13 protein-coding genes and 1 pseudogene are annotated in these 15932 nt (G+C 65.8%); 7 read left to right on the plus strand and 7 right to left on the minus strand.

Annotated elements, in window-relative coordinates; all coding sequences use genetic code 11:
• Positions 1-302 precede the first annotated feature (302 nt).
• Positions 303-719, minus strand: a complete 417-nt coding sequence (locus tag CYFUS_RS52520) for a hypothetical protein (protein ID WP_232537477.1) — start codon at positions 717-719, stop codon at positions 303-305.
• Positions 720-783: 64 nt separating this feature from the next.
• On the opposite strand from CYFUS_RS52520, the gene CYFUS_RS09935 reads away from it, so the two are divergent.
• Positions 784-1806: a hypothetical protein gene (locus CYFUS_RS09935; RefSeq protein WP_232537478.1), complete on the plus strand. Its 1023-nt coding sequence runs from the start codon at positions 784-786 to the stop codon at positions 1804-1806.
• A 766-nt stretch (positions 1807-2572) separates the two neighbouring features.
• Here the strand turns inward: CYFUS_RS09935 and CYFUS_RS09945 are convergent.
• The gene (locus tag CYFUS_RS09945; RefSeq protein WP_095991910.1) at positions 2573-3274 is read right to left on the minus strand and encodes an MBL fold metallo-hydrolase; all 702 of its coding nucleotides are present in this window, start codon (positions 3272-3274) and stop codon (positions 2573-2575) included.
• Between the two features lie 255 nt (positions 3275-3529).
• Here CYFUS_RS09945 and CYFUS_RS09950 point away from each other — a divergent pair, with 255 nt between their 5' ends.
• Positions 3530-4450 carry a hypothetical protein gene (locus CYFUS_RS09950; RefSeq protein ID WP_095985006.1) on the plus strand — a complete coding sequence of 307 codons (921 nt, stop codon included), beginning with the start codon at positions 3530-3532 and terminating at the stop codon, positions 4448-4450.
• On the opposite strand, the pseudogene CYFUS_RS52525 reads toward CYFUS_RS09950, so the two are convergent.
• Positions 4383-4664: pseudogene (locus CYFUS_RS52525) on the minus strand (IS4 family transposase); the annotation flags it as partial. The gene CYFUS_RS09950 and the pseudogene CYFUS_RS52525 overlap by 68 nt on opposite strands.
• Before the next feature lie 172 nt (positions 4665-4836).
• Between CYFUS_RS52525 and CYFUS_RS09960 the strand changes: the two are divergent.
• Entirely contained in the window at positions 4837-5550 is a 714-nt protein-coding gene (locus CYFUS_RS09960) for a DUF2381 family protein (RefSeq protein WP_095985007.1), read from the plus strand.
• Between the two features lie 28 nt (positions 5551-5578).
• On the opposite strand, the gene CYFUS_RS52530 is transcribed toward CYFUS_RS09960, so the two are convergent.
• Genes CYFUS_RS52530 through CYFUS_RS09975 form a run of 3 tightly spaced genes read right to left on the minus strand, consistent with a single transcriptional unit; the run spans position 5579 to position 7124 of the window.
• A complete protein-coding gene (locus CYFUS_RS52530; protein ID WP_095985008.1) occupies positions 5579-5776 on the minus strand; it encodes a DUF5953 family protein in 198 nt (65 codons plus the stop codon).
• On the minus strand, positions 5703-6335 hold the full coding sequence (locus tag CYFUS_RS09970; RefSeq protein WP_095985009.1) for an ankyrin repeat domain-containing protein: 633 nt from the start codon (positions 6333-6335) through the stop codon (positions 5703-5705). The genes CYFUS_RS52530 and CYFUS_RS09970 overlap by 74 nt, the downstream gene beginning before the upstream one ends.
• 3 nt (positions 6336-6338) lie before the next feature.
• Positions 6339-7124, minus strand: coding sequence for a hypothetical protein (locus tag CYFUS_RS09975; RefSeq protein ID WP_157758367.1), 786 nt, complete (start codon positions 7122-7124; stop codon positions 6339-6341).
• 396 nt (positions 7125-7520) lie between these two features.
• Between CYFUS_RS09975 and CYFUS_RS09980 the strand changes: the two genes are divergently transcribed.
• The 4 genes from CYFUS_RS09980 to CYFUS_RS09995 all read left to right on the plus strand — a co-directional run bounded on the left by CYFUS_RS09980 (position 7521) and on the right by CYFUS_RS09995 (position 15220).
• Entirely contained in the window at positions 7521-9131 is a 1611-nt protein-coding gene (locus CYFUS_RS09980) for an IS1182 family transposase (protein WP_095985011.1), read from the plus strand.
• A gap of 377 nt (positions 9132-9508) precedes the next feature.
• Positions 9509-12655, plus strand: a complete 3147-nt coding sequence (locus CYFUS_RS09985) for a serine/threonine-protein kinase (protein WP_095985012.1) — start codon at positions 9509-9511, stop codon at positions 12653-12655.
• Between the two features lie 174 nt (positions 12656-12829).
• Positions 12830-13597 (plus strand): sigma factor-like helix-turn-helix DNA-binding protein, encoded by a 768-nt coding sequence (locus tag CYFUS_RS09990; RefSeq protein WP_157758368.1) that lies wholly within the window; start codon positions 12830-12832, stop codon positions 13595-13597.
• 84 nt (positions 13598-13681) lie between these two features.
• Positions 13682-15220 carry a hypothetical protein gene (locus tag CYFUS_RS09995; RefSeq protein ID WP_232537479.1) on the plus strand — a complete coding sequence of 513 codons (1539 nt, stop codon included), beginning with the start codon at positions 13682-13684 and terminating at the stop codon, positions 15218-15220.
• A gap of 183 nt (positions 15221-15403) precedes the next feature.
• Here CYFUS_RS09995 and CYFUS_RS10000 read toward each other — a convergent pair whose 3' ends face one another.
• Entirely contained in the window at positions 15404-15655 is a 252-nt protein-coding gene (locus tag CYFUS_RS10000) for a hypothetical protein (RefSeq protein WP_095985014.1), read from the minus strand.
• Between the last annotated feature and the right edge of the window lie 277 nt (positions 15656-15932).

The following is a 15932-nucleotide window of genomic DNA, read 5'->3' on the forward strand; positions in this document are numbered from 1 at the left end:
AGTCCCCTCGGTGTTCCTCACCGAGGTGTTGCTGTGCGCGCTGGCCCTGGGCTGTGGAACTCGCCCGGGGCCTGGCGCGGTCCCCGCGCTGACGCCGACGACGGCGGGTCCGCGCATCACATTTCCACCGGCGCCCCTCTAGCTCTCAGCGAAAGGGAAACCACCATGAAGCCTCTCCGTCTGGAGTTGGCGACGCCGTACCAGGTGACGCCGCTCCTGCTCTCGAACGGGCAGGCGAGCCACCGAATTGCCATCTCCGCCAACGCGGGTGCGGCGAGGGTGTCGCTGGAGCCGAACATCTGTCAGCTCGATCCCTTCGGCGACACGGCCGGCTGCACGCGGATCGCCATTCGCAGGTTCGAGGCGACGCTCTCGTTGCTCGACTTCGCGTCGGCGCGGCCCATCGAGGGCGCATCCGTGCGCGGCGTGGCGGTGATGGCCTGCTGCTCCAGCACCGCCCGGCGGGGCGCTTCGCACTCATCCGGATCCTTCGCGGGGGAAGGGGTGTTGGCGAGGGAGGGATCGGCGCTTCGTCGAAACAACACCCTCCGCAGCGGGCCAGCTTGTCCGGTTCCTCCTCCTACGGCTACACTGGAGAAGTCCGCGTAGGCGACAACCTCGAACAGGGGGAAGACCATGCCGAGCCATAGCCAGCCAGACTCCAAGAACAGCTCGATCCTCAAAAAGACAATCAAAAAAGAACCCAAGGCTTCGTTCAAGGGGTTCGAGATCCGCTACAGCACGTTCCGAAGCAACAGGAAGCAGAACCTGTACAACCACAAGATGTACCCGGAGAAGACCAAGGGAACCAACAAGAACTACGTCGAGTACTCGACCTTCAAGGTTTTCGAGGACGATCCCGACTTCCAGATCGGCGCGACTGGCGCGGGTTTGACCATGAATACCTCGACCATCATCCAGCGGAAGGCTCACAGTTTCCGGACGGCGGATCTGGCGCTCAATCGGATCTTGACCTACCTGGCGGAGAACATGTTGTCGTATTTGAATGAGCAGAATTTCGTGGGGCTCGCCGAGGTGCAGATTGGCTGGATCTCCGTCCTCAACACCCTGCTCATCACCGAGAACAATGTGACCGAGTTCAACACCAAGATCTCGGGAATGGACGGCGATGACCTGTTGGGCATCATGAAGAAAAAAGGTACGTCGAAGCTGAAAACCCAAGGCATCGCAGACTACTTCGACCACCGGATGAAACGGCATGACGACAAGCTGAAGGAACTCTTGTCGGAGACCGGTGTCCGGTACAACGACTGGGTCAAGCTCGACAAGAACGTCCAGCCTCTCATCAACTTCCTGACCAACTCCTGTGAGGGTGTCTACATCCTCAAGCACAACAGAGTGAACACATACAATGACATCGCCAACAAAATCGTTCACTACGAGGCTGGTTTTGGCTTCAAAGGACCGACGAAACACGCCGAACTCTACCATCTCGAGGTGTTCGACCAAATCGCAAAAGCCGCGGGTTTGATGAGCACCGACGCCCCGAAATACTATGTCGCGGGGACCAAGCGGGCGTGCTCGACCTGTGCGGGCGTACTGGAAGAATACAAGAACAAGCCGCACCTCACCGGCAAGCTGTTCGCCGATCATGAGCACCCTGGGAATCTGTGGACCGCGCAAAACATCAATCAAAGTGATCAAGCGGCGGCGAACACGCTCCAGAACCTGGAGGACAAGAAGATTCACATCACGAAGTACACAAAGCGCACCAAGAGAACCACCAAGACCTATATGACCTCCGGCTTCAACTCGGACTCGGAATCGGAAAACGAGTTCGATTGAGTCCTGACGCATCGCATCCACCAGGGACGGTGTCCAGGGACGGTGTCAAAGGATTCGAAACGAGGGGCTTGAGCGAGAACGAGGCTCGGGCGTGGACGGGTAACCGACCGCGCTTCAAGTCTTTCCGAGGACTTGGCGCTGGCCCACCGGGCGCATCCGGCTCTGTGACTCGTGCGTAGGGGATGGGGATGGGCTGGCCGCTGAGGATGTTCCAGGAGGAGTGCTTCTATTTCGTGACGTCCAGGTGCTTCCAGGGACGGCTGTTGCTGCGCCCCAGCGCGGAGATGAACGAGGTGGTAGAAGGCATACGGCTGCACGCCTTCACCTTTGCCTCCAACCATTTCCACCTGCTGGTGTGGGCCCGGGGGGCCAGCGCTCGCCGGTTTCATGCAGTACCTGCGCGCCAACCTCTCCAGGAAGGTGGGGCGACTGGTGGACTGGAGTGGCGGCTTCTGGGAGAGGCGCTATTCAGCCGAGCCGGTACTGGACGACGAGGCGCTGGTAGGCCGGTTGCGCTACGTGCTGGCCCATGGGGTGAAGGAGGGCCTGGTGGAGAGGAGTACCGAGTGGCCGGGCCTCACGTGCCTGCCGCAGCTGCTGGGCCCGGCTCGGCGACTGTTCCAGTGGTTGAGCTGGACGAAGCGCTGGAGCAAGAGAGGGAGCGAGGACTTGGAGGCGAGGGAGGGGCGCTTCGCCGAGGAAATCGCCGAGCCAGTGGAACTGATATTCCTTGACCCCCTCTCTCGGGGGCACACACCGGCCCATCTTATGGCTTTGGCACCAACGTCGGAATCGACGCGAAGCTCCGCGGATCATGCGCGACGACGATGGTCATCTCCGGGTATCGCGCTGATATCGCGGCCATATGCGCGAGGTTCTCACGAACGAGCCGAGGCTCGACATCTGCGAGGCGCTGCGTGAGCGGGCGCTCCTCCTGCTCGGTGACGCCCTCCAATTGCCAGGCGAGGTCTCCGATAAAGGCGTAGCGCTTGTTGTCCGGAAGCGTCACGAAGACAATCACAGAGCCCGGCGAATGGCCGGGCGCCGGGACGCTCACCACCGTGCCATCTCCGTAGACATCATGGCTCTCCGCGAAGCCGAGATAGGGGTGCGCATCGAATCGATACTCTTCGAGATGCAGCGACTTGATGCTTCTTGCCGGGGCCGTGGTGAAGTCTTCACCTTGTACGAAGCTTCGTTCCGCGGGAGGTATCCAGACAGGCACTTCGGGAAAATCCGCGGCGCCGCTGATGTGGTCCCAGTGGGAGTGGGTCAAAAGGATCGCGCGCAGCCGGGTCAGGTCATACCCGCTCGATTGGAGTTGCTCGCGCGCGGTCTTGTTCAGCGAGTACCGTGTCAGGAGCCGAAAGAAGAGAGGCAGCGTCGCGAGGTGCTGTGCGATATCCCGACCGAACCCGGTGTCGATCAAGAGATCACCTTTGGGGTGCTTGATCAGGGTCGCGGTCATGGAGAACTCTCGCGGCTCGAAGAGAGAGCCACCGCGATACCCAAAGGACGCGCTGCGGTAGGTGGCGCCGGTCGGAAGCTGGGCAATCGACATCTCGGAAGGCGCGGAAGCCGGCGGGAGCGCGCCGATCTCGACATGAGGTCGGCCCGTGAGCGCTCAAGAACAAAATCCATACTGCGAGCAGGACCGGCGCGACGCACGTCAGGAGCCATTTCATCGGGGATTGCCTGGAGCCTCGGCGCATAGGCGGAGGCGATGCGCTGCTCTCGCGAGCGGTCGGAGAGGTCGTCCATTGGCCTCTTCCTGCTGATGCTCGGGAGCGCCATGTTCGTCATCTGGCGCATCCTCCTGCCATTCGCGGCCTCGACGGAGGAGCTCGCACGCAGCGAGGCGGCGCTACGATTGGCCCGCGACGAGCTCGAGCAGCGGGTGGCCGAGCGCACGCGGGAGCTCGCACAGACCAACGAGGCCCTGCGCCACGCGCATGATGGGCTGGAGGTCCGTGTCAAGGAGCGCACGCAGGAGCTGAAGGACGCCCAGCGCCGCGCCGTGGAGCTGGCGCGCCAGGCGGGCATGGCCGAGCTCGCCACCAACGTGCTGCACAACGTGGGCAACGTCCTCAACAGCATCAACACCTCGGCCAGCATCCTGGACGAGCGGCTGCGGACGCTCCGCGTGCAACCGCTCATCAAGCTCGCCGAGCTGCTCGAGTCGCACCGCGCGGACCTCGCGGTCTTCATGACGGAGGACGAGCGCGGGCGGCGCCTGCCCGAGTACCTCGGCAAGCTCGGGCAGCACTTGTCCTCCACGCGCGACGAACTGCTGGAGATGACGGCGGCTCTCCACCGCCATGTCGAGCACATCCGGATGATCGTCGAGCTCCAGCAGAACTACGCCATGTCCTCGAACATCTTGGAGGTGACCTCGCTGCAGGACTTGGTCGAGGACGCGCTCCGCATCAACGCGGCGGCGCTCGGGCGGCACGGCGTCGAGGTCGAGCGGCACTTCGCCCCACTGCCGCACGTGATGGTCGACAAGCACAAGCTGCTGCAGATCGTCCTGAACCTCATCAGCAACGCCAAGTACGCGGTGAATGACAATCCAGAAGCACGGGGAACAGTCTCTCCGCGCTCCCTTGCACTAGCGCTCGCACTACTTGGGGCTCGGTGCGATTGACTTTGTCATAGAGCGCCGCCAGCGAGACGGTCAAGTCTGGGTCCGACTGTGCCGCGGCGTGCAGCGACGGTCGCAATCCCAGCGCCACCAGCCCCATCAAATCCACTACCGAGGAGAACAGCAGCTCACGCGTGTATTGCTTGTCCCGCTGTGCTTCAAATACCTCGTCAATCCACTGCGAACTCAGGGCATGCTCGAGCGTGCGGCGCACCATCACCGTCACGGGGCTGCGCTGCGTGAAACGCTCCACGATTGCATTCAAGGCCACGTTCATTCCTCCGCGTGTGGGCGCGAGGAATTCGTCTTGGCCGTCCATCGTCCCGGACCCACCTCCGCCCAGGTGGGCATTCACCTTCCCACCTGACCGCTATGGTAGCACCCTCTACATGACCTTGAAAGTGGTGGGGCTTAGTCTCTACGCCGCTCCCAGGGCGGACTATCTGCCAGGGGAGCGGGTAAAGGTGACGGTGCGCTTCGCGGATGGCGCGGCACCGGCGAGTGCGAGCTTCTGGCTTGTAGGCCATGCGGCAAGGGGGACGCGGCGCGTTGAGGTGTTCCGCAAGCCGCGCCCGCCCGACGTGCTCAAGAAGGAGCGTGACGAAGCACAGGCCGACGCGCGCCAGTGCCAGGAGGACAAGGCGCGGCTGCTGGCCGAGCGAGAGGGGCCGGTCGGGCTCATGGGGACCGCGTGGATGGAGCGGGCTGGGAGCCTCGCGTCGATGCCCCTTCGCTGGCAGTTGAAGCACCATCCAGCAAACGCGCTCGGGTGGGATGAAGTCCGGAGCTACAGCTACACCCGCACGGGTGAGGCCCAACCGGAAAGCGTGGCAGTGCGGCTGAGCCTGTCCAACCCCGGCGCGAAGCCCTGGACGCTGGCGGGGGCGGCGCTGGTGGACTCGGCGGGGGACGAGGTGGAACTTGCTTGGTGGCAAGAGGCACCCATTCCCGCGAAGGGGGCCGGTGCCGTCGTGGTGGGCATCGAGGGGGAACGCGTGCAGCTCGGCTGCCCCTGCACCCTCAAGCTGTGGGAGGCAGGCGGGCCGCGCACCGTCACCATTGGGAACGTCACCTTCCCGGTGAGCCATCAGGCGGGGCCCTGAGCACGGCCACCGCGAGCCGTGCCGAGCCTCAAGGGGTGGATCGCCCGCCGATCTCCGGGAAGCGCTCGTAGGCCCGTTTGAGCGCGTCCAGGTAAGAGGGGTCGTCCAGGTCGAGCTGCGCGCCCGTGAGCCCGAGGCGCGCGACCTCCGTTCTACAACGGCATGCGGTCCTTCGCTCCTCCGAGCAGCTCGAACGCGGCGTCCCATTTCTGAGGGTCGGAGTCATCGCGTGGCGGCAGGCGGTCACGAGTGGGCTGTCGGTTGTCGTCTGGGGCCTCTGGGTCCGCGCCCGCGTCGAGAAGTAGTCTCATCATCGGAATGTCCAGCCGCGATATCGCAATCCCGAGTGCGGTGCATCCAGTCAATCCGCCCCAGTCATTGATAGTCTGTGTGGCACCCGCGCCCAGTAGGAGAGAAGCCATTTCCACATCGCCCAGCTCCGCGCACGCCCGCAGCGGCGTATCGCCTTCACTGCTGCGCACATTGGGTTCGGCCCCCGCTTTCACGAGCACGTCGACTGCCGCTAGCTGGTTTTCGCAGACCGCCTCCAACAAAGGGGTCCTGTCCCGCTCGGCATCCCATGCGTTGACATCCGCGCCGTGCTCAAGAAGCGCCAGGAGCACACTGAGTTCGCCTCCATCGGCGAGTGCGTGGATGGCCACTTGCAACGGAAGCAGTCCCGGCCATTCCTGCTGTGGCTCGTTCGGATCGGCCCCTCCCGCCAGCAGCGCCTTGACCCGGGCCGTATCATGCTGCTCGATCGCTGCGAAGAGTTCTTTCGACATGATTCACTTTTCCGTCATCGGATGACCAGGGGCACAATTCTTTGCTTCGAGTTTCTTGATATTCGCAATGCCCTGTTCGAGTTCGGTCATTGTTGTATCGTGGCCCGGGTCGGGCTTGCCTCCAAAGCATTCTTTCTCAATCTCCCACCGTTTCTCCAGAACTCTTTTCATCGATTCAAGACGCAGCCGGATCCTGGAACACGGCACCTTGTCCAGCTTCTCTACGTTCTTCGATCTAGGCGCCTTCGGATCGTAGGGAGGAACTAACTTCACAAGCAGCTTTTTTTCCGCCTCAAGCTCGTCGAGCCGGCTGTTCTTGCAGGTCTGATCCGGGTGGCGGGGAACCCGGTCGTACTCCTCCATGCTGGTGTAGTTCCTACCCGTCGCCGGATTGGTCTTTTTCCACCAAGGGGTGGGAGCCGTGACCGCCGCAACCGGGTCCGAATCAACGTCCGGCACGACCTCCTCTGCTTCCTGACGCTCAAATTCCTCCATGAGCCGCCGCGACTCCTCCGCCACCTCCCGCAGACGGGCCTCATACTCCCCTTGAGCGTCGACCCACTCCGGGCGACGGTCGATGTCCGGCCCGGCGGTGCTGGAGGGGTAGAGCAGGACGAGGCCCACGAGCAACGGGCCCACGCGGGGGAGGAATTCAGCCATCGTCCTGGCGCGTCCCGCCTGCGCGACGCCCTCTGCTCCCCTCACCACCTCGGCGGCCTGCCCGCTCGCTTTCGCGGCGCGCGAGAAGCGTTCGAAGGCCCGTTCCGCCGCGGTGAGCTTGCGGTTCAACTGTTCCCACTGACGCGGCTCGATGTCTTGGCGTGCCCGAGATAGCAGTGCCCTGGCCTTGTCCAGGTCCGCCTTTCCAATCCACGACCGTTCCGGTGTCGGCTCCATCGGCGAGGAAACGAGCCGGATGCGCGGGCCCGGGGTGGGAGTCGACGCGAAGGCATGGGGCCGTGGCATCGACTGCGGGGCGGGCGCGCTAGCGCAGGCTGAGGCCAAGAGCAGAAGTACAAGGCAGGCTCGGAAACGCATGGGAAGGTCCTCCCTTCGAGCTAGAGCGCCGATCAGGCTGAAAAGCCCGATGGAGTCCAGCCGAGTGGATGGTCCAGTTGTATGGACGGATCGACAAGAGAGTGGGTGGCGTGCTCTGCGTTCCGCGAAGGTCGATGGAGGAACGCCATGGAGCGCTGGACCCCCGAAGTGAAGTGCAATGAGCGGGAGACGCGACTGCTGCGGCTGGTGGGCAAGAGCCGCAAGCTGTTCGTGTTTTTGCGAGAGCATCGCCACGAGATTTTCGACGAGAAATTCCAGGAGGAACTCGAGGCGATGTATCGCAGCAGTGGACAGGGAGATGAGCCTCAACCGCCCGCCCTGCTGTGTATGGCCGTGCTGCTGCAAGGCTACCTCCAGGTGTCGGATGCGGAGGCGGTACGCCTCTCGGCAACAGACAGCTGCTGGCGGATGGTGCTCGCCACACTGGCACAGCCAGGCGACGCCCCTGCCTTCTCACAGGGTGGGCTCCAGCAATTTCGCGAGCGGCTCATCCGCCACGACATGGACCGACGTGTCCTGGAACGCACGGTGGAATTAGCCAGACAAACACAAGCCTTTGACTGGAAGAAACTGCCCAAGAGCGTGCGGGTGGCGGTGGATAGTCGCCCTTTAGAAGGGGCCGGGCGAGTTGAGGACACTGTCAACCTCCTCGGCCATGCCGGACGGAAAATAGCGGAGTGCATCGCCGCTGAGCTGAACATGAGCTTCGAGGAAGTCTGCCAGGAAGCGGGCGCGCCGCTGTTGGCGGCCAGCAGCACCAAGGCGGCGTTGGACATCGACTGGACTGATGCGGAGCAGAAGAATGAGGCGCTCAACCGTCTGTGCGAGCAACTCGACGGCTTGAGCGCGTGGGTGCAGAGGAGGCGGCCCGAGACGGAACTGACACCGCTGAGCCACTACATCGAAGCGCTTGTCCAAGTGAAGCAGCAGGACTTGGAATCAACGGACGAGGGAGAGGTGCGAATCCGGCAGGGTGTGGCCGAGGACAGACGGGTGTCGATTGAAGACGCCGAGATGCGGCATGGCCGCAAGAGCAAGAGCAAGCGATTCAATGGATATAAGCAGCACATCAGCACCCATCTGGATGCGGAACTGGTACTGGCTTGCGCCGTGACGCCCGCGAACCGGCCCGAGGAGGAGGCGGCCCCCCAACTGCAGAAAGACATGGCCCGAATGGGAGTGGAGCCCGACGTGCTGCAAATAGACCGGACCTACCTGCACAGCAGTCTCGTGGAGCAGGTGGTGGAACGAGGAGGAGAGGTGGTGTGCAAGCCCTGGAAGGGCAACAACGTCAGGCCCGGGCTCTTCGGCAAGAAGGACTTCCACATCAACATCCGCGAGGGGACCATTACCTGCCCGGCTGGGCAGGTAGAGCCCTTCGAGCCTGGGCAGGTCGTGGAGTTCGACCCCGAAGCCTGCGGTCCCTGCCCACTGCGCGCACAATGCACCCAGGCGGCATCTGGCCGAGGGCGAACTGTTTCCATGGGCGACAACGAGGCTTTGCAGAAAAAGTTGCGCGAGCTTCAGGAAAGCCGTGCCGGTCGCGCGAAGCTGCGCGAGCGCGTGGGCGTGGAACATCGCCTCGCCCACCTGAGCAACCGACAGGGTCCCCGCGCGCGCTACATCGGCGCGCGGAAGAACACTTTCGACCTGCGTCGGCTCGCGGCGGTGCAGAACCTGGAGACCCTCTCGCGCCGCTCAAGCGGACCCACTTTACAAGTCGTATCCTCCACCTAACCTGTTCGGTGCTCTAGTGCCTGTAGGGCCGGGACACCGGCCCGGCCAACGGCGCCGCCTTGAGTCAAACCCACTCCTAACGAGGAGGCGCGAAGCCGTGAAACCTCGCCGGCCTCTCGGGATCCTCGTTTCCCTTGTGAAGAGGGGTGCCGCCTTGCCGCGGGCCCCTTGGGGACGGGTCGCTCGTATGGGAGTTGTGCCCGCTGGCAGCGGCCGGCCCGCTCCGCCACCAACATGCCGCCAGGAGGCTACGAAACATCGCCGCCTTGACTCGCATGGAGGCCTCGAGACCGTCCATACTGGGACTGGTACGGACGCTCGACATACTCTAATTAATCCAGGTATTCTGGATAAGTCGGGATGGCCCTGGGACGGCGATGGAGCACCCTGGAGAGAACACGATTGTTGCCTTCGTCGAGGGGCGATTGTCGGCCGCCGAGGCAACCGCGTTCGACGCGCACGTCGACATCTGCGAGTCGTGCCGGTCCCTGGTGGTCGCGGCCGTCAGGGCATCGCTCACCACGGGAGGAGCGGAAGACGAGGCCGTCGTGGCGCCCGCCTCCGGCCTCGAGCCGCTCGAGCGCGGCGTGCGGTTCGGCCGCTACACCCTGCTCGACGTGCTCGGCCGGGGAGGGATGGGAGTCGTGTATGCCGCGCATGACTCCGTGCTCGAGCGCAAGGTGGCGCTCAAGGTCCTGCGAGGCGAGCTGGCCGCGCGCATCGGGGTGGACCTCGCCTCGGCCCGGCTCATGCGCGAGGCGCGCATCGCCGCGCGGCTCTCCCATCCGAACGTGGTGACGATCTACGACGTCAACAGCCACGACGGGCAGATCTTCATCGCCATGGAGTATGTCGACGGGCGGCCGCTCTCCACCTGGCTGGACGAAGGCCCCCATCCCGCCGACGCGATCCTCGAGCGCTTCGTGCAGGCGGGGCGGGGGCTCGCGGCGGCCCACGCGGTGGGCCTCGTGCACCGGGACTTCAAGCCCGCCAACGTGCTGGTCGGCCTGGATGGCCGCGTCCGCGTCACCGACTTCGGCCTCGCCGGGTGGACGAGCGAGGACGCTTCTGGAGAGGGCCCGGCTGGCGGGTGCTCGTCGTCCTCGCGGGTGTCCCGGCCGGCAGGGCTGATGGGTACACCGCTCTACATGGCACCGGAGCAGCACCGCGGAGAGCGGGCCGATCCGCTCGCGGACCAGTTCAGCTTCGGGGTCGCGCTGCACGAGGCGCTCTACCGGCGCGGGGCCTTCGAGGGCAATCGCCTCGAGGAACTCGCGGCGAGCAAGGCGCGGGGCCCCGCGGAGCCGCCCGTCGGCGGAGGGGTTCCGGAGCGCGTCCGGCGCGCCCTGCTCCGCGCGTTGCGTCCACGGCGGGAAGAGCGCTTCGCCTCGATGGAGGCGTTGCTCGCGGAGCTCTCGCCGACTCAGGCCGTGCCCTGGCGCCGGGTACGCCTCGGTGTGGGCGTCCTCGCGCTGCTCTCCCTGGGCGCGCTCGGGGCCCTCACGCTCGGAACGTCGCCGAGCCAGGTGTGTGCCGGTGGGGAGCGCAGGCTCGCCGGCGTCTGGGATGACGAGCGCGAGCGCGCGATGCTCGACGCGTTCCTCGCCACCGGCGCCCCCTTCGCACGGGACGCCGCGCGGATGAGCGCGGCCCTCCTCGACGGCTACACACGTGCCTGGGTCGAGGCCCGCCGGGACGCCTGCGAGGCGACCCAGGTACGCAGGGAGCAGCTCGAGGCGCATCAGGCTCTCCGGATGATGTGCCTCGACGAGCGGCTCGAGGAGGTGAGGGCTCTCGGGACGTTCTTCACCCGGGCGGACCCGGGGGTCGTGGAGCACGCGGTGGAAGCGGCGCGCTCCCTCCCTCCGCTCTCCCTGTGCTCGGACCTCCGGGCGCTGAGCGCGAAGGTGCCGCCGCCGACGGATCCAGCGGTACGCGCGAAGGTGGAGGCGCTCGGCGTGAAGGCGGCCGAGGTCCATGCGCTCGTCCAGGCGGGCAAGCCCAAGGAGGCGCTCGAGGTGGTGCGCGGGGTACGTGAGGAGGCCAGGGCCACGGGTTACCAGCCACTCGAGGCTCGGCTCGGTGTGCTCCAGGGGGATGCCGAGGCATTTCTGGGAGAGGAGAAGGCCGCCGAGAAGACCCTGCGTGAGGCCGTGCTCGCGGCGGAGGCGGGCCGCGATGACGTCACCGCGGCGCGGGCCTGGACGAAGCTCGTCCACATCGTCGGCCGGAGGCTGTCGCGTTTCGACGAGGCGCTGGCGCTCGGCAAGCACGCGCACGCCGCCATCGTCCGCCTCGGTAACGCCGAGCTGGAAATGGCCCGGCTGCTCTCGACACGCGGCGGCGTGCTGTGGGCGAAGGGTGACTATCAGGAGGCCTTGAAGGACGCGCGGGAGGCGCTGGCGATCCACCGCCGGCTGCTGCCCGAGGACCACCCGGACCTTGCCCAGTCCCTCAGCGAGGTCGCCATCACGTCCTTGAGTCTCTCCCTCTACGAGGAGGCCCGCGCGCACCACGAGCGAGCGCTCGCGATCCTCGAGACGGTCTTCGGGCCCCGGCATCCGAAAGTCGCCATCTCGCTGTTCAACCTGGGGGTGGTGCTCCAGCTCGAGGAAAAGTACGAGGAGGCGGCGGTGCGCTATCGGCGTGCCCTCGAGATCATGGAGCAGGCCGGGCTCGGTGGGCACCCCGTGGTCGCCAGGATCCTGATGGCGCTCGGCACGGAGGAGATCCGCCGTGGTGACGATGCCCGCGCGTTCCGGGTGTACGACCGCGCGCGAGCCCTCGCCGAGAAGCTTCATGGCCCCGAGCATCCGGACGTCGCGAAGGCACTGGTGCCAATCGGCCAGGTGCTCTCCAGGATGGGCAGGCGCGACGAGGCGCTCGCCGCGCTCCAGCGTGCGCGGGCCATCACCGAGAAGGCGCTCGGCCCGGAGCATCCGGATCACGGCATCGTCCTCGCCGAGCTCGGCAATCTCCTGGCCCTCCAGAAGCGGTATGCCGCCGCGAAGGAGCTGGTGGAGCGGGCCATCGCCATCCACACCCGAGCGCTTGGCCCCGAGCATGTCGCGGTCTCCGACGATCTCAACATCCTCGGGTGGATCCTCTTCATGGATGGCCGCCATGCCGATGCGCTCGTGGCGTACCAGAAGGCGCTCGCGGTGTACGAGCAGAGCTTCAAGCCGGACAGCGCCTACAAGGCCGGCATCCTGTTGAACATCGCCGAGGCCTTGATCGGGCTGCGCCGGTATGCCGAGGCGCTCACGGTCGCCGAGCGCGCCCTCGCCGCCCAGGAAAAGGAGTGGGGGCCCGAGCACTCCAGCCTCGCTTCGTCCCTCGACGTCATCGGCGTGGCGGCCTTCCACCTCGGGCGCTTCGAGCGGGCCCTCCCTTCACTGGAGCGCGCCGTGAAGCTGCGGGAAACTGGTGGCAACAAAGAAGCGCTCGTCAGGGCCCGGAGCTATCTCGCCCGCGCGCGTGCCGGAGGCGGCCGGAGCATGGGCCACGCTTCACCGTCCCCGTGAGGCGGTGTGTATCATGCCCGCGTGGACTCCCTGCCCCCTCTTTCCCGTGCCTTTCGCGGACGCCTCGCACCCGCGGCGGCGGCGAAGCTTGGTGATATCGGCGCACTCGAGCGTCGCCTGCGCTCACTGATCGATGAAGCCCGTCTCCGACTCCCGGGCATCGGAGGGGATGAGGTGGCGTTCGTCAGCTATATGGCGGAGCGGCTCACCGAGGGAGGGGACCTCGAGGAGGTGCTCTCCTGTGTCCAGGTGCACGATCTGCTGCTCGCCTTCGCGTGCCTCTCGGGCGACGACGCCGCACAGCGGGAGCTGAGCCATCGATTGGACGTCGAGGTGCGCGCCGCGCTGCGGGGGATGGGCGCCGAGCTCGATCTCGTCGATGAGGTGAAGTCGGTGCTCGGCCACAGACTGCTCGTGGGCGAGGGGGAGGCGCCGAAGCTCGCGGCCTATACCGGGCTCGGGCCGCTCTCCGCCTGGCTCCGGGTGGCCGCGCTGAGGACAGGACTCAGCCTGCGCCGGGGCACCCGGCGCGAGGTGCTGACGGAGGATCGGGTCCTGTTGCAGGCCATGGACCCGGCGCTGGATCCGGAGTCGCGGCTGCTGCGCGAGCGCCACGCGGAACTGCTCCGCTCGGCGCTGCGCGAGGCCATGGCGGCGCTGTCGAGCCGCGAGCGCAACCTCCTGCGCATGTACTACGCGGAGGGAATCAAGCTCGAGAAGCTGGGCGTCATGCACCGGGTGAACGCCTCGACGATCTCCCGCTGGATCGCGCGAGCCCGCGAGGAGGTGCTCGAGCGCACCCGCGGTGCGCTCAGCGCCCACCTGAAGATGACCTCCTCGCAGGTCGAGAGCATGCTCGGCCTGGCCCTGTCGCTCGACATGAGCCTGGAGAGCCTGCTGCGAAGCCGGGCCGGTGAAACCTCGCCCAATCTCAAGAAATGAAAAAAATGCAAACCCCTCACCCCTCGTGCGTCAGGAATAACACGACGGTGTCCTGCTGTCGGCGAGCAATGAGGAGCGTTTGGCATGAATCGTGGCTTGATGTGCGACGTAGGTGGGTGGAGGGTGGCGCTGGTGTGTCTCTCCTTGGTGGGCTGTGGCGTGGACACGGTCGACGGCGGTCCCCCTTTGACGCCGGGCGCTTCTGGACTCGCCGCGGGGGGGTGGGAGACGGTCGCGAACCAGTATCAGACCTTCACGTTGGACAAGCCGTCGACCGTGAGATTCGGGCTAGGTGATACCTGGGTCACTCGAGAGTTGGCCGCGGGCAGCGTGTACTGCTTTTTCAATCCGGACCCCGCGCCCGGCCAATTCAAGACGTGCCAGCGCAGCACGCAGCCGGCTCCGGTGAGCGAGCCGGCGCTCAGCCCCGCGTGTGCCTCGTTCTATGCACCCGACTTCGCTCTCACCAGCACCCGTCAGGCCACGCCGATCCCCACGGTGGCGAAGCCCTCCAAGGGGGCGGCGTTTTCGGAGCCCACCTACAAGACGTGTGTCGTGCGCGCCACCGACCACGCCGCTGATGGCGTGTCGGGCTTTGCCCGAAACGACTACTCGCGCCGCCAGGCCTTCAACGCGAACAGCACCAGGCAGTTGGTGTACGCCCTCGATGGGTATTGGCATGTGTATGACGCCAACACCCATGCGCGCCTGAAGCAGCTGTCGGGCCCGGCCGCGGACGCGGAGCCGCAATGGCACCCGACGAACCCGGACCTGCTGTACTACCTGCCCACCAATGGCGTCGGCATGCGGCTCCACGAGTTGAATGTCTCGACCGGGGTCTCCCGCGTCGTGGGCGACTTTGGCGCACGGCTGAAAGCCAGGTGGCCGACCTCGGCGGCGGCATGGACGAAATCGGAGGGCTCTCCCTCGGCGGACGGACGCTACTGGTGCTTCATGGTCGACGCGAGCGACTGGAGCAGCGTCGGCGTGTTCACCTGGGACCGCGACACCAACACCATCCTGGGCATGTATGACACCCAGGGCGAGCGTCCCGACCATGTGAGCATGTCCCCCAGCGGCAACTACTGCGTGGTGTCCGGCGACGGTGCGCGGGGCACGGTGGCGTTCTCTCGGGACTTCAGCACGAAGACCCAGCTGCTCTCGAAGTCCGAGCACTCGGATCTGGCGTTGGACGCCAACGGCGAAGACGTCTACGTGGCCGTCGACTACCAGTCCAACGCGGGCGACGTGTTCATGGTGAACCTGCGCACGGGCGTGCGCACGGCGCTGTTTTCGACCTACCTGAGCGGCACCGCGACGGCGCTGCATGTCTCGGGCAAGGCGTTCGCCAGACCCGGCTGGGTGGTGGTCAGCACCTATGCCGACTACGGCGGCTCGCTGCAGTGGCTGCACCGCAAGGTGATGGCCGTGCAGCTGAATGCCAACCCCACCATCTACACGCTGGCGCACCACCGCACCGTGTCGAACGGTTACTGGAGCGAGCCGCACGCCAGCGTCAACCGCGACTTCACGCGGGTGGTCTTCGGCTCCAACTGGGGCAGTGGCAGCGCCACGGACGTCGATACGTACGTGGTCGAGATTCCGGCGGGCGCGTTGAAGTGATGCCGCGGCACGTCGCCAACACGTGAGGGCCTCTCGGGGTCCTCGTTTGTCGCGGAAGAGGGGCGCCGCCTTGCCGCGGGCCCCTTGGACGGGAAGCGTCGTTTCGCTATCTCCGGCCGTGCGCATGACTCTCGAAGGAGTCCCTGGCGAAGGACTCCGCCTGTCCTTGATGCTCTGGTGCGATCAGGGCGAGATCCCAATCCCCAGTGCGCTCATCGCCTTGTTCACCGTCTGCACCTGGGTGGAGTAGCTGCTCGGGTGCTGCTTGGCGAACGTGTCGAGGTCTCCGCGCAGCTTCTGCGTCTGGGTGGGCTCCGCCAGGTGACAGCTTTTTTTGTCGGTGGGTCTGGTGGTGGCGGACCTGGACGCGGTGGCGGCCGGGTTGCTCCGGGACGCCGAGGAAGACTTCGAGGATGCGCTGGACGAGGTGCTCATGGTGTCTCCTGGAAGGGGGGGCTGGTGTCAGGGGTCTTCGCTGAAGAGGCTGCTCAGCGTTTGGAGCGCGGCGTTCTGGGGCTCGCGGCCACAGGACTGGTTGGGGCTCACGGGCGGGCGGGGGGCCTGTCCCGCGTGCGCGGGATTGACCGGCTGGCTGCCCGGCGAGGCGGCCCGAGGGCGAGACGTTCGCGGGAATGAATTGCTTTCATGCGTTTCAGGGCGAGCCTGGACGTCTCTCTACACGTCCTCATGGGTGATCGATGGCCTGGCCGGC

It is taken from the genome of Cystobacter fuscus (genome assembly GCF_002305875.1).
Classification (GTDB): Bacteria; Myxococcota; Myxococcia; order Myxococcales; family Myxococcaceae; genus Cystobacter; species Cystobacter fuscus_A.